This window comes from Stappia sp. (assembly GCF_048261845.1).
Classification (GTDB): Bacteria; Pseudomonadota; Alphaproteobacteria; order Rhizobiales; family Stappiaceae; genus Stappia.
The window spans coordinates 51,897-75,505 of the sequence record NZ_JBLXFR010000014.1 but is presented as its reverse complement, the minus strand read 5'-3'; the positions used below and the strand labels follow the sequence as shown (position 1 = coordinate 75,505).

General features: G+C 65.5%; 20 protein-coding genes. 11 read left to right on the top strand and 9 right to left on the bottom strand.

The window, feature by feature from the left end; all coding sequences use genetic code 11:
• Positions 1–11 precede the first annotated feature (11 nt).
• From ACN0T5_RS08385 to fumC, 3 genes are all read right to left on the bottom strand, one after another.
• Positions 12–710, bottom strand: coding sequence for a TerB family tellurite resistance protein (locus ACN0T5_RS08385; RefSeq protein WP_417768169.1), 699 nt, complete (start codon positions 708–710; stop codon positions 12–14).
• Between the two features lie 15 nt (positions 711–725).
• Positions 726–1,427: an SDR family oxidoreductase gene (locus ACN0T5_RS08380; RefSeq protein WP_417768168.1), complete on the bottom strand. Its 702-nt coding sequence runs from the start codon at positions 1,425–1,427 to the stop codon at positions 726–728.
• Positions 1,428–1,555: 128 nt separating this feature from the next.
• Positions 1,556–2,965, bottom strand: a complete 1,410-nt coding sequence (gene fumC / locus ACN0T5_RS08375; protein ID WP_417768167.1) for a class II fumarate hydratase — start codon at positions 2,963–2,965, stop codon at positions 1,556–1,558.
• Between the two features lie 146 nt (positions 2,966–3,111).
• On the opposite strand from fumC, the gene ACN0T5_RS08370 reads away from it, so the two are divergent.
• Positions 3,112–5,361 (top strand): putative bifunctional diguanylate cyclase/phosphodiesterase, encoded by a 2,250-nt coding sequence (locus ACN0T5_RS08370; RefSeq protein WP_417768166.1) that lies wholly within the window; start codon positions 3,112–3,114, stop codon positions 5,359–5,361.
• A 28-nt stretch (positions 5,362–5,389) separates the two neighbouring features.
• On the opposite strand, the gene ACN0T5_RS08365 is transcribed toward ACN0T5_RS08370, so the two are convergent.
• Together ACN0T5_RS08365 and ACN0T5_RS08360 are read right to left on the bottom strand one after the other, a co-directional pair.
• Complete coding sequence (locus ACN0T5_RS08365; protein WP_417768165.1) at positions 5,390–5,944, bottom strand: winged helix DNA-binding protein; 555 nt, start codon at positions 5,942–5,944, stop codon at positions 5,390–5,392.
• Positions 5,945–6,023: 79 nt separating this feature from the next.
• Positions 6,024–6,737 (bottom strand): aspartate/glutamate racemase family protein, encoded by a 714-nt coding sequence (locus ACN0T5_RS08360; RefSeq protein ID WP_417768164.1) that lies wholly within the window; start codon positions 6,735–6,737, stop codon positions 6,024–6,026.
• 219 nt (positions 6,738–6,956) lie between these two features.
• Here ACN0T5_RS08360 and ACN0T5_RS08355 point away from each other — a divergent pair, with 219 nt between their 5' ends.
• The 7 genes from ACN0T5_RS08355 to ACN0T5_RS08325 all read left to right on the top strand — a co-directional run bounded on the left by ACN0T5_RS08355 (position 6,957) and on the right by ACN0T5_RS08325 (position 16,797).
• Positions 6,957–8,219, top strand: a complete 1,263-nt coding sequence (locus ACN0T5_RS08355; RefSeq protein ID WP_417768163.1) for an NAD(P)/FAD-dependent oxidoreductase — start codon at positions 6,957–6,959, stop codon at positions 8,217–8,219.
• Between the two features lie 103 nt (positions 8,220–8,322).
• A complete protein-coding gene (locus tag ACN0T5_RS08350; RefSeq protein ID WP_417768162.1) occupies positions 8,323–9,312 on the top strand; it encodes a TRAP transporter substrate-binding protein in 990 nt (329 codons plus the stop codon).
• A 230-nt stretch (positions 9,313–9,542) separates the two neighbouring features.
• Positions 9,543–10,076, top strand: coding sequence for a TRAP transporter small permease (locus ACN0T5_RS08345; RefSeq protein ID WP_417768161.1), 534 nt, complete (start codon positions 9,543–9,545; stop codon positions 10,074–10,076).
• A gap of 6 nt (positions 10,077–10,082) precedes the next feature.
• Positions 10,083–11,390 carry a TRAP transporter large permease gene (locus ACN0T5_RS08340; RefSeq protein WP_417768160.1) on the top strand — a complete coding sequence of 436 codons (1,308 nt, stop codon included), beginning with the start codon at positions 10,083–10,085 and terminating at the stop codon, positions 11,388–11,390.
• Positions 11,391–11,548: 158 nt separating this feature from the next.
• Positions 11,549–15,151: a hydantoinase B/oxoprolinase family protein gene (locus tag ACN0T5_RS08335; protein ID WP_417768159.1), complete on the top strand. Its 3,603-nt coding sequence runs from the start codon at positions 11,549–11,551 to the stop codon at positions 15,149–15,151.
• A gap of 92 nt (positions 15,152–15,243) precedes the next feature.
• A complete protein-coding gene (locus tag ACN0T5_RS08330; RefSeq protein ID WP_417768158.1) occupies positions 15,244–15,588 on the top strand; it encodes a hypothetical protein in 345 nt (114 codons plus the stop codon).
• A gap of 195 nt (positions 15,589–15,783) precedes the next feature.
• Positions 15,784–16,797, top strand: coding sequence for a Tim44 domain-containing protein (locus ACN0T5_RS08325; protein WP_417768157.1), 1,014 nt, complete (start codon positions 15,784–15,786; stop codon positions 16,795–16,797).
• Positions 16,798–16,855: 58 nt separating this feature from the next.
• Here ACN0T5_RS08325 and ACN0T5_RS08320 read toward each other — a convergent pair whose 3' ends face one another.
• From ACN0T5_RS08320 to ACN0T5_RS08310, 3 genes are all read right to left on the bottom strand, one after another.
• The gene (locus ACN0T5_RS08320) at positions 16,856–17,242 is read right to left on the bottom strand and encodes an MAPEG family protein (RefSeq protein WP_417768156.1); all 387 of its coding nucleotides are present in this window, start codon (positions 17,240–17,242) and stop codon (positions 16,856–16,858) included.
• Between the two features lie 69 nt (positions 17,243–17,311).
• Entirely contained in the window at positions 17,312–18,193 is an 882-nt protein-coding gene (locus ACN0T5_RS08315; RefSeq protein WP_417768155.1) for an alpha/beta hydrolase, read from the bottom strand.
• 141 nt (positions 18,194–18,334) lie between these two features.
• Complete coding sequence (locus ACN0T5_RS08310) at positions 18,335–19,144, bottom strand: HugZ family protein (protein WP_417768154.1); 810 nt, start codon at positions 19,142–19,144, stop codon at positions 18,335–18,337.
• A 195-nt stretch (positions 19,145–19,339) separates the two neighbouring features.
• Here ACN0T5_RS08310 and ACN0T5_RS08305 point away from each other — a divergent pair, with 195 nt between their 5' ends.
• From ACN0T5_RS08305 to ACN0T5_RS08295, 3 genes are all read left to right on the top strand, one after another.
• Positions 19,340–19,855, top strand: a complete 516-nt coding sequence (locus tag ACN0T5_RS08305; protein WP_417768153.1) for a BA14K family protein — start codon at positions 19,340–19,342, stop codon at positions 19,853–19,855.
• Positions 19,856–19,986: 131 nt separating this feature from the next.
• A complete protein-coding gene (locus ACN0T5_RS08300; protein ID WP_417768152.1) occupies positions 19,987–20,514 on the top strand; it encodes a BA14K family protein in 528 nt (175 codons plus the stop codon).
• A gap of 193 nt (positions 20,515–20,707) precedes the next feature.
• Positions 20,708–21,970: an amidase gene (locus ACN0T5_RS08295; RefSeq protein ID WP_417768151.1), complete on the top strand. Its 1,263-nt coding sequence runs from the start codon at positions 20,708–20,710 to the stop codon at positions 21,968–21,970.
• Positions 21,971–22,040: 70 nt separating this feature from the next.
• On the opposite strand, the gene ACN0T5_RS08290 is transcribed toward ACN0T5_RS08295, so the two are convergent.
• Positions 22,041–23,126, bottom strand: coding sequence for a DUF2336 domain-containing protein (locus ACN0T5_RS08290; protein ID WP_417768150.1), 1,086 nt, complete (start codon positions 23,124–23,126; stop codon positions 22,041–22,043).
• Between the last annotated feature and the right edge of the window lie 483 nt (positions 23,127–23,609).

The following is a 23,609-nucleotide window of genomic DNA, read 5'->3' as shown; positions in this document are numbered from 1 at the left end:
GTTTCCGTCGGTCACATTCCGCGCTCGGCCGCGATCTTGGCATAGGCCACATTGAGCGCGGCCAGGCGGTCATTGGCGATGCGGACGAACTCTTCCGGCACCCCGCGCGCGATCAACCGGTCGGGATGGGTCTCGACGACCATGCGCCGATAGTGACGCCGGACCTCGTCGTTGCTGGCGTCACGCGCGATGCCAAGCACCGGATACGGATCGCCCTCCGCCCTCACATGCCGGGCGAAAACCTGGTCGAACGCACGGGAATCCAGCCCGAAGATCTCGGCGATCCTTGTGAGATAGGCCACTTCATGCTCATGCACCACACCATCGGCCTTGGCGATGTGAAACAGCGCATCAAGGATGTCGACGCGGATTTCCTCGTCATCGGGAAACAGCGCCGCGAGGCGTTCGGCATAGGTCTCGAAGCCGGCGACATCCTGCTTGGCGAGGTTGAAGAGGCGCGCCACGTTGCGCTCCTCGCCGGCGGGAATGTCGAAGACGTCGAGAAACGCGATCTCCTCGTCGCCGGTGACCACGCCGTCCGCCTTCGCCATCTTTGCCGAGAGCGCGATCATGGCAACGGTGAAGGCAACGGCCCGGTCGCCCCGCCCCTCTCCGACGGAGACGAGAAACTGGACGATCCGGTCGACCATTTGCGCGCCGCCCGAACCGATTGCCGCCGCCACCGCGCTGATCGCAGACCAGATGTTCATCGCCTGTCCGGAGCCTCAGACCGACCGCGTGATGCCGCCATCGACGCGCAGGTTCTGGCCGGTGATGTAGCCGGCACCGTCCGACAACAGGAAGGCGACGGTCTCCGCCACCTCGCCAACCGTTCCATAGCGTCCCATGGGGATCCTCTCGCGCCGGTCCTCTTTCTCCGGCAGGCTGTCGATGAAGCCTGGCAGGACATTGTTCATGCGGATGCCTTCGGCAGCGTATTTGTCGCAGTAAAGCTTGGTGAAAGCGGCCAGCCCAGCGCGAAAGACGCCAGAGGTCGGGAACATCGCCTCGGGTTCGAACGTGGCATAGGTCGAGATGTTGACCACCGCGCCCGCACCCTGGCGCTGGAAATGCGGCGTCACCAGCCGGCACATCCGGATGACGTTGAGCAGGTAATAGTCCATGCCAAGGTGCCAGTCCTCATCGCTGATCGACAGGATATCGCCCTTCGGGCCATGCCCGGCGCTGTTCACCACCGCATCGATGCGCCCGTAGCGCTCGATCGTCGCCGCGACGAACGCGGCAAGATCGTCGGCGACGAGGTTCGACCCGGTATGGCCGAGCCCTCCCAGTTCCTCCGCCAGCGCGGCTCCCTTGCCGCTGGCCGACAGGATCGCGACCTTCGCACCAAGGCTCGCAACCTTGCGGGCGATTTCTGCGCCCATGCCGCTCCCCGCGGCCGTGACAAGCACCACCCGACCGTCCATGGATACCTCTCTCAAATGGCAGGCAGGAGCGAGCCGATCCCGACTCAGCCCCGCGGGCCGTTATCGCCTTCTAGCACATTCGCCCTGAAATCGGCCACGTCGGGCGGCCGCCGGCTTGCAGCCCGGTCTCACCCGATATCCGGCATCGCGCCGGTCATCGAGGCGGGGTCGACGATCCTGTCGAATGTCGCGGCATCGATATGTCCGAGCGCCAGCGCCGCCTCCCTCAGCGTCAGTCCTTCGTGATGCGCGTGGTGGGCGATGGCCGCCGCCTTGTCGTAGCCGATTTCCGGCGTCAGCGCCGTGACCAGCATCAACGACCGGTCCACCGTCTCGCGCAGCCGGCTTTCATTGGCTTCCATGCCGGCGACCGCGAATTTCGCGAAATGCTCCATACCGTCTGCCAGCATCCTGCAGGACTCGATCACATTGGCACCGATCATCGGCTTGTAGACATTCATGTCGAGCAGCCCGCCTGCCCCGGCAAACCCGGTTGCCGCATCCAGACCCATGACCTGGACGGTGAGCATCGCCAGCGCCTCGCATTGTGTCGGGTTGACCTTGCCCGGCATGATCGAGGAACCGGGCTCGTTTTCAGGCAGCACCAGTTCCGCGAAACCGGCGCGCGGCCCGCAGGCCAGCAGGCGGATGTCATTGGCGATCTTGTGCAGCGAGACGGCAAGCACACGCAGCGTGCCCGAAGCCATCACCATCGCGTCATGTGCGCCCATCACGGCGAACTTGTTCGCCGCCGCCTCGAACGGCAGGCCGGTACGCGACGCCAGCTCGCTTGCCACCTTCGCATCGAAGCCGGTCGGGGCGTTCAGTCCGGTCCCGACCGCCGTGCCGCCGATCGCCAGCCGCATCAGCCCCTTCTGCGCGAAGGCAAGGCGCTCGACATTGTCGTCAAGCATGCCGACATAGCCGGCGAACTCCTGGCCGAGCGTCATCGGCACGGCGTCCTGCATGTGCGTCCGGCCGATCTTGACCACATCGCGCCATTGCCGCGCCTTGCCGGCCAGCCCCTCACGCAGGATCGCCAGGGCCGGCAACAGCCGGGATGCGATCATGACCGCCGCCGCGACGTTGAGCGCTGTCGGGATCACGTCGTTGGAGGACTGCGACCGGTTGACGTGATCGTTCGGGTGGACCGGATCCTTGCTTCCGCGCCCGCCCCCGGCGAGTTCGATGGCACGGTTCGAGATCACCTCGTTGACGTTCATGTTGGCCTGGGTGCCGGAGCCGGTCATCCACACATGCAGCGGAAACTCGCCGTCGTGCCGTCCGGCGATGATCTCGTCGGCGGCCGTCCGGATGAGCTCGCAAAGATGTCCGTCAAGCACACCGATTTCCGCGTTGGCCGCCGCCGCGGCACGCTTGATCTCGGCGACCGCGCGAATGATCTCCAGCGGGAAAAGATCCCGCCCGATGGCGAAGTGATGGCGCGCGCGCTCAGTTTGCGCACCCCAGTAGCGGTCCGCCGGCACCTCGACCGCCCCCATGGAGTCCGTTTCACTGCGCATCTGTTCATCGGCCATAAACGAGCCTCCAACATACCCTGGTTGTGCGACACCCTCCGGGACACCATTGCGGCGTCTCGATTCAATGTCTGGAAACTTTGTAGTGCGATGATCCGTCAGGACCAAGGCGGCGGCGCTGATCGGTAGCGCTCGGGGATGGCGGTTTGCGCAAGTTTCGGACACTTATCGGAATACTGACGGGTTTTACCGTCGTGCTCGGCTTCGCCTCGGCGATCCATGCCGCCAATGTATTCTTTTCGCAGGCAATCTACACGCGGGATGCCCAGGAAGCGGCACGCCGCATCGAGCGCGATCTGCAGGATTACATGCAGCATCGCCGGACCGCTGCAGCCGAGCAGGCCTTGCAGCCGCTTGCCGAACCACCCCTGCGTCTGTCCATCGACAGCATGGACGGAGACCGCGCAGCGCGCCGTGCACCAGCCATTCGCTTTCAACCCTCTCCTCCCTCGACGGAGCTGACCGTCACGGAGTTCATGAGCCATCTCGAGGGCAATGAGCTCGTCGCCACGATGGCTATCGTCTGGTTCGCCGAAAAAACGCCTTCGGTTGCGGACAGCACCGTCCTGTCCCGCCTGCCCGAACGGCAGATCACCGAGTTGACACCCCGCATCGACAGGCTTCTGGACGGTGACCTCGGCGATACGACACTTCCTGTCGACGTACCATCGAACTATTTGGGCAAACGCGAAGGGGTCACACTACTCGCCGTTCCGATCCGCGAGCACGGTCGCACCCTGGGCGCCATGATCCTCTCCTACAACCAGGAGATGACGGGTCTTTTTCTCAATGACGTGATACGCATCGGCGTCGCCGTGATGATGGCGATGGTCTTTGCCGCCATGGGCCTTGCCGCCTTCTTCGTCTGGAGCCGGTTCCGCGACCGGCTTCATGCCAGCAAGACCATCCAGTTCCTTGCCCATCACGATGCCCTGACAGGATTGCCGAACCGGACGGTGTTCAGCACCAAGCTCAACGAGGCCCTGCGCCTGGCACATGCCAAGGCGACCAATATCGCCGTGCTTCTGATCGACGTCGACAAGTTCAAGGACGTCAACGACACGCATGGCCATGCCGCCGGCGATCTTTTCCTGCAAGTGATCTCCGACCGCCTGTCGAGTGTTTTCGGCGATCATCTGGTTGCCCGCCTGTCCGGCGACGAATTCGCCGTGCTGATCGCCCGCGACAGCAGCCGCAAGACCGTCACAAGGCTTGCCGCCAACATGATCGCGGCAACCAAGGTGCCGACCCGCATCGACGGCAAGGACATACCGATCTCGCTGTCCATCGGCGTCGCGCAGGCAACGGAAGCGGCGTGGCGCTCGTCCCGCCTGCTGCATTGCGCGGATCTGGCGCTTTACCGCGCCAAGCATTCCGGGCGCTCGACCTATGTCTGGTACTCGCCCGAAATGGACGCCGACGCCCAGAAGCGAAAGATACTGGAAACGGACCTGCGCAACGCCCTGAAGCAGGACGAATTCCGCCTGCTCTATCAGCCGCAGTTCTCGCTCTCCGACCTGCGCCTGACAGGCTACGAGACACTTCTGCGCTGGGAGCACCCCGAGCGCGGAACGATCTCTCCCACCGTGTTTATTCCGATCGCGGAAGATGCCGGCCTGATCGAGGAGATCGGCTCGTGGGTGCTCAACCGGGCCTGCCATGAAGCGGCCCGCTGGCGCGATACCTCGCTCACCATCGCCGTCAACGTGTCTCCCGCCCAGTTCAGCCCGGGCAAGACGGAACAGCGGGTCGCCGAGGCGCTGAAGACAAGCGGTCTGGCGCCTGAACGTCTGGAAGTGGAAATCACCGAGAGCCTGCTGATTTCCGATACGGAAGCGGTCGTCAAGACGCTTACCAGCATTCGCCAGATGGGGGCCTCGGTGGCGATGGACGATTTTGGCACCGGCTATTCGAGCCTCAGCTACCTGTCCCGCTTCCCCTTCGACACGATCAAGATCGACCGCTCCTTTGTCGCCACAGTCGGCAAGAACCCGACAACCGACGCGATCATCGCCTCGATCGTCGGCCTGGGGCGCTCGCTCGGCGTCACCATCACCGCCGAGGGCGTGGAGAACGAGGACCAGGTGACCCTGCTGCGCGCGGCCGGTTGCGACAAGGTGCAGGGCTTCCTCTTCGGCCGGCCTATGGACCTGTCCGACAAGACCGCCCATCACAATGCCGCACTGGCCCAGCAGGCAAAGCGCGACGCGCTGCTGCTGCCCCCCGCGCTTGGCGACGAGAAAGTCGCTCTGACGCGCGAAACGCCCACGGCACCCGGTCTTGCCCCTGAGGGTGCAGACGCGCAGGTCGCGGATTCTGTTCCCGACGACCGGCCGGACGCCGCGACAACGGCGGCGGACGACGCCAGCGCCGAACATCGCAGCAAGGTCGCCTGAGCGGTTCCGCCTGATCCGTGTATCGTCCCTACATCGCAGCGGCGGCGCGCGCGGCCTGGTCGTAGTGCCCGGAGACCGAGCGCAGCGTCGCGGCAAGCCGCGACAGTTCCACCTCGTCCATCCCGAGCCCCTTGACCGGCCCGACCAGCAGCGCCTCGCGCAGCCGGCGATACTCCATGCAGATCTTCTCGCCGGCCCGGGTGATCGCCACCGTCTTTTCCTTGCCGCGCTTGCCGGTCTCCACCAGACCGGCCGCAGCCAGCTTCTTCAGCGCATAGGTAACGGTGTGCGTGTCCTCGATGTTGAGCACCAGACAGATGTCGGCGAGCGACTTCGGCCGGCCACGATGATTGACCGAATGCAGCACCAGCGTATCGAGCGGGCTCATGCCCGGAGCACCGGCCGCCGCCATGCAGCGCACCATCCAGCGATGATAGGCGTTGACCATCATGGTCACCGCGAACTCGACCTCGGAAAGTGCCGGCATGGCACCGGATGCCAGATGGGCCGCAGAAACGACCGGGCCGATCCCGCCGCGCGCAACGTCTTCGCTCTGGCTCTCGGCCTGTGAACTGTCTGTCATGAAATTCCCGCCTGGACTGTCTCGCTCCAAGCTACGGCAGGCAGCCGCGTCGGGGCAACTCTCGATCAGGCTCAGGGTCCTAGGCGTGCCGCCTGGGGACGAGGCCGGAGTGGAACCAGGTGACGAAGCTCTCGATCGAGTAGACCGGCAGCCCCGTCGCGGCGCGAATATCCGCAGCGTAGGGGACCATGTTCGTGCATTCGAGCACGATGGCGCCAATCTCCGGGTGACGCGCGACGAAACGGCGTGCCGCCTCGACATTGTCGGCCCGTGCCGCCTCCACATCAAGGCTTGCCTCGTTGTCGAGAATGGCGCGGGTAAACTCGCTGCCCCCTTCGGTGCCCATGACCGGCGTGTCCGGCGCGCAGCCTGCCGCCTCCAGATGCGCGCCCGTCAGCGATGCGGCCGAGATCGTCAGGATGCCGGCGCGCTTGCCCGGCGGCAGCACCCTGTCGACCAGCGGCACCTGCATCAGCGAGGAGGCAGCCACCGGCACGCCCAGCGCCGCCTGCAGGTCGCGCTGGAAAAGCGACAGGAAGCCGCAATTCGTGGTGATGCCGTCGACACCGTCGGCGACCAGTTCCCGCCCGGCGGCGACGAAGGCGTCCAGAAGCCCGCGCGCGCCCTGCCGCACCGCCCGGTCGGGCGTCGCATCGCGCACGATCCGGTAATGCACCGGAAACGGCCAGGTGAGCGCGTTGCCCATGTCGCCCGGAATGCGCGGAAACCGCGCCTCCAGCATCAGTATGCCAACCGCCGCGCCATAGAGCGCCTTGCCGCCTTCCACTCTCATGTCGATCCTCCCGCCAGGCCTGCCGCCCGGATTTCACAGACAACCGGGGCCGGCAACCCTGGGTCAAGTATGTCGCTCCAGCGGTCTGCACCGTGGTTTTCCTGCCAGCGTACAGAATAGAGACCACGGCCCGCAATATTACCAACAATTTGTCGATAAATCGTTGACAGCCTCACCTGCCCGCGTGACACTTGTGACAATCTGCTGAGGAGAGACTTGGTGCATCAGCACGGCAGCGAGCGGTTGAGGATTGTCGTCATTGGCGCCGGCATCATCGGCACGAGCACGGCGCTCTGGCTGGCTCGCGACGGGCATGACGTCACGCTTGTCGACCGCAGCGCGCCCGGCGAAGGCACCTCGCACGGCAATGGCGGCGTGCTCGCCTCCTGCGCCGTTGTTCCGGTCACGGTGCCCGGCCTGCCGCGCAAGGCGCCGGCCATGCTGCTCGATCCGGACAGTCCGCTTTTCCTGCGCTGGTCCTACCTCCCCCGCCTGCTGCCCTGGCTCGCCCGCTATCTCTCCCATTGCCGGGCGGAAGAGACCGCCCGTATCTCGCGCGCGCTCTTTCCCATCATCGGCAACAGTCTGGAAGATCATCAGGCGCTTGCCGCCGGCACGCCCGCCGAACGCTGGCTTGCCCCTTCCGACTATCTCTATGTCTACCGCGACCGTGCGGCTTTCTCGGCCGATGCCTTCGGCTGGAACTTGCGGCGGGCGGCGGGCTTTTCCTGGGAAGAGGTCGAGGGCGACGCCGTTGCCGCCTACGATCCGCTGCTCGGGCCGGAGAACCGCTTCGCCGTGCGCCTTGCCGACCACGGCGTCATCCGCGATCCGGGCCGCTACGTGAAGGACCTCGCCGCCCATCTGGAAACGCTGGGCGGGCGCGTGCTGCGCGCCTCCGTCGAGGGCTTTCGCTTCGACGATGGCCGCCTTTCCGGGCTCGCCACCGATGCCGGCCCGCTCGACTGCGACCGGGCGGTGCTTGCCACCGGCGTGTGGTCGAAGGGACTCGCACGCCAGCTGGGCATCTCGGTCCCGCTGGAGAGCGAACGCGGCTACCACCTGGAACTGGAGGAGCCGAGCGCCTTCCCTCGCGCGCCGGCCATGTTCGCTTCGGCGAAATTTGTCGCAACGCCGATGGAAGGACGCATCCGCCTTGCCGGCATCGTCGAGTTCGGCGGGCTGGAGGCAGGACCGGCGGACGCGCCTTTCAGGCTGCTGGAACGCCAGTTGCGCAAGGCGATGCCGGGGCTGTCCTGGCGCTCCACGAGACAATGGATGGGACACCGGCCGGCACCGGCCGATTCCATCCCCGTAATCGGGCCGTCGCCGCGCCATGGCGACGTCCTGATGGCTTTCGGCCATCATCATGTCGGTCTGACCGGCGGTCCCCGGACCGGCCGGCTGATTGCCGATCTGGTGAGCGGCCGCAAGCCGAATATCGACTTGGCCCCCTATTCGCCGGAGCGTTTCGCTGTCTAGAGTGATGCCTTCGACGTCCTCACGGGACCAGACGCCGACCAGAGATCGTGAACACTCCGGGACCCAAAACAACATCAGGGTCCGGAGACATGGAGGAGTGAAGATGACTGACCTTTTGAAGACCACCACCGGCATCGTAACCGCTGCCCTTCTTGCCGCATCCGCCGCCACGCCGGCCTTCGCCGCCGAGAAGTGGGACATGCCGCTCGCCTATCCGGCGACCAATTTCCATTCCGAGAACGCCGCCGTCTTCGCGGCCTGCGTGACCAAGGGCACCGGCGGCGAAATCGAGATCGTCACCCATCCGGGCGGCTCGCTGTTCGGCGGCGCCGACATCAAGCGCGCGGTGCAGACGGGCCAGGTGCCGATCGGCGAACGCCTGCTCTCGGCCCATGCCAACGAGGATCCGCTCTTCGGCATCGACAGCATTCCCTTCCTCGCCACCTCCTTCGAGGATTCCGTGAACCTGTGGAAGGCAGCGCAGGGCGCCGTGGAAGAGGCTCTCGACGGCCAGAACCTCGTCCTGCTCTACAGCGTGCCGTGGCCGCCCCAGGGCATGTATTTCAACATGGAGGTCAACTCCGTCGACGACATGAAGGGCGTCAAGTTCCGCGCCTACAACGCCGCGACCGCCAAGCTCGCCGAACTGACCGGCATGCTTCCCGTCCAGATCGAGGCGGCCGAGGTTTCCCAGGCCTTCGCCACCGGCGTTGCCCAGTCGATGATCTCCTCGGGCGCCACCGGCTACGACAGCAAGCTGTGGGAGAACGTCTCGCACTTCTATGAAGTCGACGCCTGGTTGCCGCGCAACTCCATCATGGTCAACAAGGACACGTGGGCCGGTCTCGACGACGCCACCAGGAAGGTCTTCACCGACTGTGCCGCAACCGCCGAGGCGGAAGGCCTGCAGAAGGCCAAGGACTACACGACCTTCACCCTCGACGGCCTGAAGTCCAACGGCATGAATGTCGCCAAGCCGAGCGACAAGCTGAAGAGCGATCTGGCCGTCGTCGGCGAGACGATGACCGGAGAATGGTTGAAGGCCGCCGGCGACAAGGGCAAGGCCATCGTCGACGCCTACAAGGCGATGTAAGCGGCGGCATCGCCGCCAGCATCACCTGACAGCCAGTCCCGGTACGCGCACCCCGTGACGGGGCGCGCGCCCGGCAACGGACCGGGGGACGACGGAGCCCGACAAGGAGCCCCGTTGTCCTCTCTCCGCGGTGTCGGCGCCCGCTCCTTCGCGAGACAGGGCGCCCGGCATGCCTCCTTGCGGCGCGCACCGCTCCCGGGACCGGGCGAAAAGAGATACGGAACACGACCATGACCGCACTCGGGCGAGGGCTGCGACGCCTTCTCGACGGCCTGTATTTCACCGGCGGGGTGTTTGCCGCCCTATGCCTGATCTCGATCCTGGCCATCATTGTCGCGCAGATGATCGCCAGATGGACGGGCCTGACCTTCCCCGGCGCCACCAGCTATGCCGGCTACGCGATGGCCTCCGCCTCGTTCTTCGCTTTCGCCCATGCGCTCAACAGAGGCGCGCATATCCGCGTCAGCATCCTGCTGACCGCTCTCGGCGAGCGGCGGCGCTGGCTGGAAGTGTGGTGTTTCGCCATAGGGGCTGCACTGGCCACCTATCTCGCCTGGTACGCGATCAAGGCGGTCTACTGGTCCCGCAAGCTCAATGACATCAGCCAGGGGCAGGACGCGACACCGCTCTGGATTCCGCAGATGGCCATGGCAGCCGGCGCGGTGCTGCTCGCCATCGCCATGGCGGACCATCTCGTCCGCGTCCTTTTCCTCGGCGACCCCGGCATCAGGTCCGACACCGTCGAACAGAGCCACGGGGAATAAGCCGCCATGGAAACCTTCGCTCCGATCGTCCTCTTCCTCTTCGTTCTGTTCCTGCTGCTCGGCAGTGGCGTGTGGGTGGGCCTTGCCCTGCTTGGCGTTGCCTTCGTCGGCATGGAACTCTTTACCTCGCGCCCGGCGGGCGATGCCATGATCACCGTGATCTGGGCCGCCTCTTCCTCCTGGACACTGACGGCCCTGCCGCTGTTCATCTGGATGGGAGAAATCCTCTACAGGACACGCCTGTCGGAAGACATGTTCCGCGGCCTGTCGCCGTGGATGGCAAAGCTTCCCGGCGGCCTGCTGCACACCAATGTGGTCGGCTGCACGGTCTTCGCCGCAGTCTCCGGCTCCTCCGCCGCGACGCTGACCACCGTCGGCAAGATGTCGGTGCCGGAGCTGCGCAAGCGCGACTACCCCGAGAAGATGGTGATCGGCACGCTTGCCGGCGCCGCGACCCTTGGCCTGATGATCCCGCCCTCGCTGACGCTGATCGTTTATGGCGTGACCATCAACGAATCGATCACCAAGCTGTTCATGGCCGGCATCCTGCCGGGGCTGGTGCTTGCCGCCATGTTCATGGGCTACATCGTCGTCTACGCCAAGCTGTCGAAGGACTACCATCCGCAGCCCGAGCCCGAGATGAGCTTCACCGAGAAGCTTGCCAACTCGCGCTTCCTGCTTCCGGTGATCCTGCTCATCCTTGCCGTCATCGGGTCGATGTATGTCGGCCTGGCAACCGCGACGGAGGCGGCCGCCATCGGCGTCGTCGGCGCGTTGGCACTGGCGCTCGGTCAGGGCTCGCTCACCTGGAAGACCTTCGGCGAGAGCCTGATGGGCGCCACCCGCACCTCGGCAATGGTCGCGCTGATCCTTGCGGGCGCGGCTTTCCTGTCATTGTCGATGGGCTTCACCGGCCTGCCGCGGGCGCTGGCGACGTGGATCGGCGGCCTTGAGCTTTCACGCTTCGAGCTGCTGATGGCCCTGCTCGTCTTCTACATCATCATCGGCTGCTTCCTGGACGGCATCTCCTCCGTGGTGCTGACCATGGCGGTGGTCGAGCCGATGGTGCGCGCCGCGGGCATCGACCTGATCTGGTTCGGCATCTTCATCGTCGTGGTGGTCGAGATGGCGCAGATCACGCCGCCGATCGGCTTCAACCTGTTCGTGCTGCAAGGCATGACCCGGCACGAGATGACCTATATCGCCAAGGCGGCCCTGCCGATGTTCGCGATCATGGTCGCCATGGTGTTCTTGCTGATTGGCGTTCCGGATCTCGCCACCTGGCTGCCGGAAAACATGCGCAACCGGCCGTGACCGCGCGGCGGCCGGAACCGCCCGGCCGCCGCTCCTTGCGGAATGACGCAAAATGACGTTGACATTTTCTCGATAAATTGTTGGTATCGTGACCGCGATATTGATGACGGTGGCACCGGAGGCGATGCCGCGAACAAAAGACCAGCGGAGAACGCAAGATGACGACGGGCAAGTGGGATTTCTGGATCGACCGTGGCGGCACGTTCACCGACATTGTCGCGCGCACGCCCGAGGGCTCCATCAAGGCGCACAAGGTCCTGTCGGAAAATCCGGAAGCCTATCGCGACGCCGCCATCCAGGGCATTCGCGAACTGATGGGCGTCGCAAGCGGCGAGCGCATCCCGGCCGAGAAGATCGCCAACGTCAAGATGGGCACCACGGTCGCCACCAACGCGCTGCTCGAGCGCAAGGGCGACCGCACGCTGCTCGTCATTACCAAGGGTTTCCGCGACGCCCTCGAGATCGGCTACCAGGCGCGGCCCGACATCTTCGCCAAGGAAATCATCAAGCCTGAGCTGCTCTACGAACGCGTTGTCGAGGTGGCGGAGCGCATCCGCGCCGACGGCACCGTTGAGCAGGCACCGGAACTCGCCGCCGTCGAGGCCGAGCTCAAGGCCGCCTATGACAGTGGCATCCGCTCGGTCGCCATCGTCTTCATGCATGCCTATGCCTACCCGACACACGAGGCGGCGGTCGCCGAACTCGCCCGCCGCGTCGGCTTCCCGCAGGTCTCCGTCAGCCACGAAGTCTCGCCACTGATGAAGCTTGTCGGGCGCGGCGACACCACTGTCGTCGACGCCTATCTCTCGCCGATCCTGCGCCGCTATGTCGAACAGGTTGCCTCGGAGCTGCAGATCGAGGGCACCGGCTGCCGGCTGATGTTCATGCAGTCCTCGGGCGGGCTGACCGCCGCCGATCTCTTCCAGGGCAAGGACGCGATCCTGTCGGGCCCCGCCGGCGGTGTCGTCGGCGCGGTGGAGACCTCGAAGATGGCCGGCTTTGACGCCGTTATCGGCTTCGACATGGGCGGCACTTCCACCGATGTCTCGCATTTCAACGGCGAGTACGAGCGCGCCTTCGAGACCGAGGTCGCCGGCGTTCGCATGCGCGCGCCGATGATGATGATCCACACGGTCGCGGCCGGCGGCGGCTCGATCCTCCACTACCGCGACGGCCGCTTCCAGGTCGGCCCGGATTCGGCCGGCGCCAATCCCGGCCCCGCCTGCTACCGTCGCGGTGGCCCGCTCGCCGTCACCGACGCCAACGTCATGGTCGGCAAGCTCCAGCCGGCCTTCTTCCCGAAGATCTTCGGCCCCGGCCGCGACGAGCCGCTCGACCGCGACGCGGTGGTGGCGAAATTCGAGGCGATGGCCGCCGAGATCGGCGATGGCCGCACAGCGGCCGAGGTCGCCGACGGTTTCCTGAAGATCGCCGTCGAGAACATGGCCAACGCCATCAAGAAGATCTCCGTCCAGCGCGGCTATGACGTCACCGAATACGCGCTGACATGCTTTGGCGGCGCCGGCGGCCAGCATGCCTGTTCCGTCGCCGACAGCCTCGGCATGACGACGGTCGTCGTTCACCCGCTCTCCGGCATCCTGTCCGCCTATGGCATGGGCCTTGCCGATATCCGCGCCACCCGCCAGCAGGCGGTCGTGCGGCGACTGGAGCAGTCCATGCTCTCCGACCTCGAGGCGCTGGCGGCACGCCTGGGCGGCGAAACCCGCGCAGAGGTCGCCGGCCAGGGCGTGCCGGAAGGCGACATCCGCGACCTGCCGCGCGCCCTGTTGCGCTACGAGGGCACCGACACGCCGATTGCCGTTGCCTATGCCAAGGGCGACATTCCGGCGATGACGGATGCCTTTGCCGAGGCGCACCGCGCCCAGTTCGGCTTCGTCTACGAGAACAAGCCGATCGTCGTGGAAGCGCTCGAGGTGGAATCCGTCGGCGGCGGCTCGGGGATCGACGAGGCCGACCTGCCGCTGGTCTCCGGCGAGGCCACACCCGCCGACAAGGGCGAGATCTTTGCCGAGGGTTCCTGGCGCAAGGCCGGCTTCTTCGCCCGCGCGGACCTCAAGCCCGGCAACACCGTCACCGGCCCGGCGCTGATCGTCGAGCCGCACCAGACCATCGTCATCGAGCCGGGCTGGCGGGCCGAGATCACCGCCAAGGACCACGTCGTGCTGAAACGGGTCGAGAAACTCGCCCGGGCCGAGGCCATCGGCACCCGGGCCGACCCGGTGATGCTGGAGGTCTTCAACAACCTCTTCATGTCAATCGCCGAGCAGATGGGCGTGACGCTCCAGAACACCGCCTATTCGGTCAACGTCAAGGAGCGGCTCGACTTCTCCTGCGCCGTGTTCGATGCCTCCGGCGCGCTGGTTGCCAACGCGCCGCACATGCCGGTGCATCTGGGCTCCATGGACCGCTCGGTCGAGACCGTCATCAAGCTGAACACCGGCGATATCGCGCCGGGCGACGTCTTCGCGCTGAACGCCCCCTACAATGGCGGCACCCATCTGCCCGACATCACCGTCGTCTCGCCGGTCTTCGACGACGCCGGCAAGGAGATCCTGTTCTGGGCGGCAAGCCGCGGCCACCACGCCGATGTCGGCGGCTCGGCGCCGGGCTCGATGACCCCGCGCGCAACCACCGTCGACGAGGAAGGTGTGCTGATCGACAATCTCAAGCTTGTCGATCGTGGTCGTTTCCGCGAGGAGGCCCTTGTCGAGGTGCTGACCAACCACCCCTGGCCGGTGCGCAACGTTGTCCAGAACGTCGCCGACCTGAAGGCGCAGATCGCCGCCAACGAGAAGGGCGTCAAGGAACTCCGGAAGATGGTCGCCCATTTCGGCCTCGACGTGGTGCAGGCCTATATGGGCCACGTGCAGGACAATGCCGAGGAGAGCGTGCGCCGGGTCATCGAGGCGCTGAGCGACAGCGAGTTCGCCTATCCGACGGACCAGGGCTCGGTGATCCGCGTCAGGATCACCGTCGACAAGGAGAAGCGCGAGGCGACCGTCGATTTCACCGGCACCAGCGAAGTGAAGCCCAACAACTTCAACGCGCCCGAGCCGGTGACCCGCGCGGCAGTCCTCTACTGTTTCCGCGTCATGGTCGAAGGCGACATCCCGATGAATGCCGGCTGCCTGCGGCCGATCCACATCGTCATCCCCGACGGCTGCATGCTGAAGCCGACCTATCCGGCGGCCGTCGTCGCCGGCAACGTCGAAACCAGTCAGCACGTCACCAACGCCCTGTTCGGTGCGCTGAAGGCGATGGCCAACAGCCAGGGGTCGATGAACAACCTGACCTTCGGCAACGACACCTACCAGTATTACGAGACGCTGTGCTCAGGCTCACCCGCCGGTCCCGGTTTCAACGGCACCGACGGCGTTCACGTGCACATGACCAACTCGCGCCTGACCGATCCGGAAGTGCTCGAGTTCCGCTACCCCGTCCTGCTCGAGGATTTCCATATCCGCGAGGGCTCGGGCGGCAAGGGCAAGTGGTCGGCCGGCAACGGCACGAAGCGCACCATTCGCTTCCTTGAGGAAATGGAACTGGCCATCCTTTCCTCGCACCGGACCATCGCGCCGAAAGGCATGGAAGGGGGCGAGGACGGGCAACTCGGCAGGACGCTGGTGCGCCGTCTCGACGGCACAAGCGAGGAACTGGCCGGTTGCGACCAGACGGTGCTGAAAGCGGGCGAGGCGGTCACCGTCATCACCCCCACGGCGGGCGGCTGGGGCAAGGCGTGAACGGGGAAAAATAATCCGGCTTCTCAGGTTTGAGGCGCGGCTGTAATGTCTCGCGCCGGCGATTGGGCCGCGCCTTTTCCTGAGGTCTTCAGATGAAGCACAAGCTGGTGTTTGCCGCATTCCTCGCCCTGTCCGCCGTCGCTGCCTCCGCCCCTGAAGGAGCCCAGGCGACCGAGTGGCTTTTCAACCTCGAGAACCGCTCGACCGCCAATGTCACCACCTTCCGCACCCAGGAAAACGGGACGTGGAGTGGCAACTGGCTGGACGAAATCATCGTGCCGGGAGAAACCTTCGAAATGGACTTCGGCACCAACGAAGGCGACTGCACGGTGCGCACGCGCATCGAGTTCACCGACGGCACCTATGTCGACACCGACATCGACTACTGCAACATGACCACCATCACCGTCCGCAACAACGACGTGATCTGGAAGTGACCCCGTCGACCGGCTTGCGCTGCGACGACTGAGCAAGCCTGCCGGGACTGAACGGAAAAGGGCGGTGCCGACGGCATCGCCCTTTTTCTTGCGCAAACAAGGGGAAAGAAGCTCCCTTCGCGCTGGTAATGCGCCCGTCGGCCTCCCATATGACCGGCGTTGTTCTCGACCTGAACCTCGTGGAGGAGATCCCTGATGCAAGCTGCCGCCCGCCGGATGCGCAAGACGACAGCCGCCATTGCCCTCGGAATCGCGGCGCTTTTTGCCGTCGTCGATTTTGCCGAGGCCCGCCGGGCCGGCGGCAGCGGCTTCGGCAGCCGTGGCGCCCGCACCTTTTCCGCTCCCGCCCCGACCAACACCGCCCCCGGCACCGCCTCGCCGGTCCAGCGCACGATGACGCCGCAGCCCGCGCAGGGCCAGCAGGCAGCACCCGGTGCAGCTGCCAGGCAGCAGCAGGCAGCACAGCCCTCACGCGGCCTTTTCGGCGGCATGGGCGGTGCCCTTCTTGGCGGCCTGCTGATGGGTGGTCTGCTCGGCATGCTCTTCGGCGGTGGCCTCGGCGGCTTTGCCGGCTTCATCGGCCTGATCCTGCAGGTGGCCCTGATCGGCTTCCTCGTCGTCCTGGCGATGCGCTTCTTCGGTGCCCGGCGCCCGCAGCCGGCAGCCGTGGCGGCCGGCGGGGCCCGTCCGGATTTCGGCGGCAACGCCGGGGACACGACACGCACGCCGTTCAGCTTCGGCGGCAATGGCGGCGGCAGCGCCGACGCCGCCGCCTCGTTTCAGGCTCCGGTCATGGAAACGCCGTTCGAGCCGGAAGGAGCCGACTTCAACCGCTTCGAGCAGATGCTTGGCGAGGTGCAGGACGCCTACGGCCGCGAAGACTACGCCGCGCTGCGCCGTCTGGCGACACCCGAGGCCATGTCCTTCCTCGCCGAGGAGCTTGGCGAACTCGCTTCTGCGGGCAAGCGCAACAGCGTCTCGGACGTGAAGCTTCTGCAGGGCGACCTGTCCGAAGCCTGGAGCGAAGGCAATGACGACTATGCAACGGTCGCCATGCGCTTCTCCGCCCTCGACGCCGTGCTCGACCGTAACTCGGGCCAGGTTCTTTCAGGCAGTTTGGACGAACCCCAGGAAAGCACCGAACTGTGGACCTTCCGCCGCCGGAAGGGCGACGAATGGATGCTCGCGGCCATTCAGGGCACCGAGTAGGCCTCTCCGGCGTTTCACGACGACATCGGAAACCGCCCCGCCCGGGGCGGTTTTGGTGTCAGCCGAAGGCCAGCCAAAGCAGCGTCAGTGCGCCGAAGCCGATGGAGAAGAATGTCAGCGTCATCCCGCAGACCCTGAACCGGATCAGCTCATCGACCTGCGAGACCCCGTAGGCATGCAGGAGCCGCCCGCCAAGCAGCATCGCGCCCAGCGCATGGACGAGCAGGCCGGGCGCACCCTGGATTTCCGCCAGCCCCATCAGCAGCAATGCCAGGGGCCCGTATTCCGCGCAATTTCCCTGGACGCGGATACGCCGCAACAGCACCGGATCGCCGCCATCGCCGAGGGCGGTCAGCGTCTTTGCCCGGGTGCGTGCCACGCGCGCGCTGAGGATCAGAAAAAGCACCGCGAACAATGCGGCGTAGACGGAGGTGATCGCGACCATTTCATGCCTCCCGATATGCCGCATGGCCCGCCGCTCCCGTCGCCGAAGCGAAAACAGGGGCGGGAGCGCCTATCTGCCGGTTGCGGCAAACATCCAGTTGAGGATCAGCCGCCAGTCGGTCATCCGGATCGGGGTACCGTGGGTGCCTGTCTCGAACAAGGTGAAACGCGCCGGATATTTCGGCGCGCGCGCCTTCAGCCGCTCGAAGAATTTCGCCTGCCGCTTCCAGTCATAGACCTCGTCCCAACTGCCGTGGCCGAAATAGATCGGCAGCGAGGCCGCCCGGAAGGTCGCACTGGAGAAGAACCCCTCGTCCCAAGTCGACCCCATCAGCAGCATGCCGCCCATCATCCGCGCCGCGCCGCTGTCCTGTGCCAGCCGCCAGCACAGGAAGCCGCCCATCGAGCCGCAGGCGAGATAGACCCGCGCGCCCGGCGAACGCTGCGTGTAGTGCTGCATCAGCGCCTTGATGTCGGCCGCCCCCCGCTCCTTGAAGTCCTTCACGTCTAGCGTGATGTAAAGCCCGGAATTGCGCACCATCAGGTTCTTGATGCGGTTGAAATTACCGCCGAAACTGACATCGTTCATGCCTTGGAAGCGGTTTCCGCCCTGGCCGTGGACATAGATCACCACGGCCTTGGCGCCACGCGGCTCGCCAACGCGCATGTAGGTGATCGTTCGTCCGTTCGCCTGCAGGGTGAGGTCTTCCTGGCTGCCGCTCGGTTTCATCGAGACGTATTCGCCGAAGACCTCGCGCTCCCACACCTTGTCCCGCCGGTGGATGTCGCGGCGCTTGTCGTAGTCGACAATGACGAAGGCATCGTCAGGCTTTCCGGCCAGCAGCCCCGGATAGTCGAAAAGCCGGTCCTTGAAGGACTCCAGCCGATAGGCGGCAGCCGGTCCCGCGCCGAGTAGCGCCGCGACGGCAATCAGGCCGGCAAGCAGCCGCATCAGGGACCGTCCCCGGCTCGGGAGAGTGGCCGCCCATCCGGCCCCGCTGTCGGCGTTCAAGATCTCGGCCATCCCCGTCCGGCACCCTCTTCCCGGTTCGGCCCGGCGAATCCCGGGCGGTTCAAATCCATGCGATGGCGATCATTCAACACCCCTTGCCTGTTTCGCAAGGGCGACCAGTCGCGGACGCAGTTCAGCCGCGCTTTCCAGCGGCGGTTCGAAGGCAAGCCGGGCGACCTTGTCGCCATCGACGAAATCAAGCCCCTGCGGATCGAACGAGGACAACAGCCAGGATCCCTCACCTGCCCTGGCCAGCTTCTCCGCATACAACCGCACGGCGTCGAGATGGTCCTCATGCATATGTGCAATCGCACCCGCTTCCATCGCCGCGAGCCCCTCGATAGCGGCGCTCTCGACCAGAAGGTCCGCCGTCGACAGCAGATAGGCCTTGCCGAAACCGCCATTCAGGCTCGCCCGTACCGGTCGCACCCGATAGAAGGCGAAATCCCCGAAATCGACATAGAGCCTGGCCTTGGGATGGCGCATCAGGTAGCGGCGACGGATATCGGCATGGGCCGGGTCGTCAGCCTCCACCTTCTCCGCCTCGGCAACGATGCTCAGGCGCGGATGGGCAAGCGGATCGCCCTTGCCCGGCTCTCCGACGAGAAGCGAGCAGCGCCGGTCAAGCGCCAGGGCCTGGGTGTGCTGCGACAAGGTCGAGACCAGCATCACCGGGGTGCCGTCCATCTCGGTCGCCAGCGCAACGCGCGAGACGAAGGGCGAGCCGTCTTGCGGGTCGAGAACGCCAAGCCCTCCGTAGCGGGCTGTCCGCACCAGCTTCCGGGCGAGGTCACGGGCCTCGTCATCCGTCGGCCGGATCGTCTGGGGGCGGTCTGCCGGGGCGGGGTCCGCCTCGGGACCATCTGTCGTGGAGCGGTCGGATACAGCCATGGAGCACCTCGGCACTGTCAGGTCATCGTGATTCTGGCTTGCGCATCTGGTGCGTGGCTGCACCGACTTTTGCCCTGCCTCGGCGTGCTTTGCAACGCGCTCGCGCCGTCCACCGCGACCGGCAAGTCATCCTCTCGCCACATTGGAGGCAGTGGTTAAGGGTGACTGTCAATCGGCCCGGAAGGAGGAACCCCGATGAAATGGGTACCTGGCCTCATGCAGCACAAATTCACCCGCTGGATTCTTGGTGGCACGCTTGCGACCGCCCTGGCGCTGGCGGCAAACATGGCAACCCCCACAGCGGCAGCGGCCGACCATATCCGCCCCGCTCTCCCCGGCATCTCCCCGGTCTATGTCGGCGGTCGTCGGCACCAGTATCGCCACAGACACTACCGCCCCCCTCACTGGGGTCACAGGGACTGGCGCTACAGGCATCATCGCCGGTACCGTCCCTATCGTCGCAGCGGCGTCTATTTCGGCTATGGCGGCAACGGCGCGGCGGCGGTTATCGGTCTTGCGACCGGTGCCATTCTCGGTCAGGCGCTTGGCGCCCCCCGGTATATCGACCCGCCGGTTCGCCGTGTCTATCGCGGTCGCCATCCGCCCTGGACACCTGGATGGTACAGTTACTGCGCCCGCAAGTACCGCAGCTTCAATCCCGACACCGGGTATTTCCTGGCCTATTCGGGCCGCTACCGGTTCTGCCGCTAGGGATTTCCCCGCGGCCGCGCGAGGACTTCAACCTGAACGCCAGATGAACGGGCATCTCAGACATGGTTCAAGCTGGTCGTGGCATGGTCGTGACACTGAAGCATTCTCGCAGCCCTGAAGGGAACCTACCCATGGCTTTCAAGCGTTTCACCTCTCGCGTTCTCGCAGTTGCCCTGGCCAGCGCGATGGCCCTGCCGGCGGCAGTTTCCGTCGCCGAGGCCCGTGACGGTCACCGCAAATGGGGCAACAACGGTGGGCAGCACAAGACGTTCCGCCATCGTGGCAATCGTGGTGGCCACCACGGCGGTCATCGCGGCAATCATCGCGGCGGCAATGATGTCGGCGCGGCGGTCGCTCTTGGCGTCATCGGCCTTGCCGCCGGTGCCATGATCGGAGGCGCGCTGAGCGCCCCGCGAGCGGAGCCCGAGATCATCTACGATCCGCGCTACCCCCGTCACTATGGCAACGGCGTCGAGTATTTCGACCCTGCCGACCGCAACGCCGGTTACCGTCCGGCCGCACCGGTGGTCGAGTATGATGCCTATCCCGCGCCCTATTCGGGCGAGTGGTATCGCTACTGTGCCGAGAAGTACCGCAGCTTCAATCCGCGGACCGGCACCTACACCACCTATTCCGGGGAACAGCGCGTCTGCCGCTGATCCCTTGTCCCGAACCACACTCCAGGAGACCGGCACGCCTGCGTGCCGGTCTCTTTCGTTGCAGCAACCCGCTTCCTCGCGACAGGATTGCATTCATCGCCAGATCGTCCTCATGCGGCCGCAAAGAGGGCGAAACCACTTGAATCACCGGCATTTACTGGCAAACTCACGGTCCCGCGACCTGGAGAAACCCATGCTGTCTGCCCTCGAACTTGTCAAAGCGCTGGATGCCGGAACCATTCGTCTCGACGACATCTACCGCGAGATCGCGGAGCGGATCGAAGCCCGGGAGCCCGAAATTCGCGCGTTCGTCTCGCATGATGTCGAGACGGCGCATCAGGCCGCTCACAGGGCCAAAGGCCCGCTGATGGGACTGCCCCTTGCCGTCAAGGACAACATCGACACCGGAGACAGGCCGTCCGCCTACGGATCACCGATCCATGAGGGCCACCAACCGGCCGTCGATGCGGCTATCGTCGCTCTGGCGCGCCGCGCCGGCGCGGCCATTATCGGCAAGACCGTGACGACGGAATTTGCCTTCTTTAAGCCCGGTCCGACGAGAAACCCGGTCAACCCCGATCATACTCCGGGAGGATCCTCGTCCGGCTCCGCCGCAGGCATTGCCGCGGGTTTCTTTCCCCTGGCTCTCGGCACCCAGACCGGTGGCTCGGTCGTCAGGCCGGCCTCGTTTTGCGGCATCGCCGGCTTCAAGCCCACCTTCGGGTACCTGCCCACGATTGGTGTGAAGATCTTCTCCTGGTCACTCGACACGCTCGGCCTGTTCGGAAAGGGAGTCGCGGATGTCGCCTTCGGCGCCGGCATCCTTGCCGGCCGCGACTGGCGGGTCGACACGATGGTGCCGTCGCCGCCCAGGATCGGGCTTATCGAACCCCAGCCCTGGGCCCAGGCCGATGACGACATGCTCGCCGCGCTGGACAGCGCCCGCGCGCTCGCGGAGCGTGCCGGTGCTTCCGTGCAGAGCATATCGCTGCCGCCGGTATTCCGGGAGGCCTTCGCCGCCCACCAGGTGATCCAGGACTACGAGGCAACGCGCGCGCTCGCCGCCGAGGTCGACAAGGCAGGCGGGATGCTGAGCCCGGTGCTGCGCGAGACACTCGTGGACGGGGCTGCGATCAGCGCCGACGCCTACGACGCGGCGCAAGAGATCGCCGCGCAGGCGCGCCGGGCCCATGCGGACCTTCTGTCACAGGTCGATGTGCTGATGATGCCATCGGCACCGGGCGCTGCCCCTGCCGGACTGGCCTCGACCGGCTCGTCCGTCTTCAACCGGGTCTGGACGCTGATGGGCGCGCCGGCGGTCAACGTGCCCGGCCTGCGCAACGCGGCCGGCCTGCCGCTCGGCATCCAGCTTGTCGGGGCCTGCGGCCGCGACCGGGCGACGCTGCAGGCCGCGCTGTGGCTGGAACAGCTGCTCACCGCGCGGACAGACGCCTGAGTGGCGCGTGAGCGGAAGGCGGACTGTCCCGGCGTTTCAAGGGAGCGCGAGTGATCGCTGGTCCTTGCGGTCAGCTGCTCGGCGGCGCGACCGGAAGCTTCAGCTTCTTCGCCATCGCCTTGAACGAGGCGACCGCCTCCTCGAGCGGAAGGGCTGCGTATTTCCGCGCGGATTCGCTTGCCGCGGCCGATGACAGCCGCATCCGCTTGCCGCGCATGCGCGCGATCTTCATGTAGGCCTCGTCCGAGACGCCGCTCAACCGGCACAGGAAGAACAACGGCTGCTCGTCTTCGCGATAAACCAGCGGCACGACGACGTTTTCCGGCCAGCCGACCTTTCGGGCAAGAAGCTGACCGAGATCGAAGGCGCGCTCCTTGTCGGCGAAAGCTCCGACAGCGCCGTCTATCGGCACCGATCCGTCAATCGCCCCTTCGATGAGTGTTGCCGTCTTCGACTTGGCGCCCTGGAACTCGCGCAGCTGGATCTCGACCTCGTGCTTCGTCCGCTCGGCGATGGCCTTGACCAGCGTCGGGTTGGCGTTGAGGTCGCGAATCCGTTGTGCCTGCTCCTTGGACAGGAACGGCACGAGACGCTGGGCGGCGGCCTCGGGCAGGTCCTCGCGTTCGCAAAGCGCATTCTGCAGGTCACTGTCCTTGCGCGCCCGGGCGACCAGGAGATCGAAACTGTCTGCACCGATCGCCGCGCCGCGATTGCCCAGCATCTCGCACAGGATGGCGGGATCGCCACGCTGGGCAATGACGCGGGTGAGAACGGGCTTGAGGCCTCGGCGCTTGCAGATCAGCGACAGATGCGCATTCGACACGGTGCCCGCGACCTCCGCGAGGTCGTCGTCGCCGAGCGTCCTGTTGCGCTCGAGAACCGGTTTCGCGACGCCCACATCCTCGTCGGCGGCAAGCGCCTTCAACAGATCCTTCGGCGCACCCGCCTCGACGCAGATCTTTTCCGACATCCCGGCCCGGGCATCGACCTGAAGCTTGTCGAGCACCCGCAGGACGACGTCGCCGAAAATCAGGCTGACGCGGTCGCGCTCGTCGTCGCCGGCACGCAGGAAAAGGTCGGTCAGCGCCGTCACCAGTTCGCCCGAGCTTTCCGCCGAGCCTTGGCGCGCCAACTTCGCAAGTTGCACAGCGTTCATCCTGGACCCTTCTCGTTCATCTGCAAAAAACATAGATAGAACCGGTTTCCCTCACGTTAATCCGCCCGTGCAAACCGCTGTTTTCCGCCATCAACGTCGTAAGTACATGAGTTTTCGTTCCTTTTCGAAACCTCATCCTGAAAATCCGCGAAGGCTGGATATTGCATCGCACAACAACTTGTTCGCGCATCGTCTTCCCCTGCGGCCAGACCCGCGCCATATCGGCAATCACAGCGAGATTGGCTGCCTGCAATTCCCCCCGCTCCACTGCAAATCCTGACAGGACCGCAAAACCGTTTCGCGGCCACAACGCAACGCAGCATCTTTTTCGCTTTGCCGGCTTGGCCCGGTAACTTATTGTTCACGTATCGAGAGACTGCGGGAGGCCATGAAATGACACTTGTCCGCAATATGAATCTCTTCGCCGTATGCGCGGCATTCGTCTTCGTCGCAGCCATTGTGGTTGGCGCGATCTAGGACCGA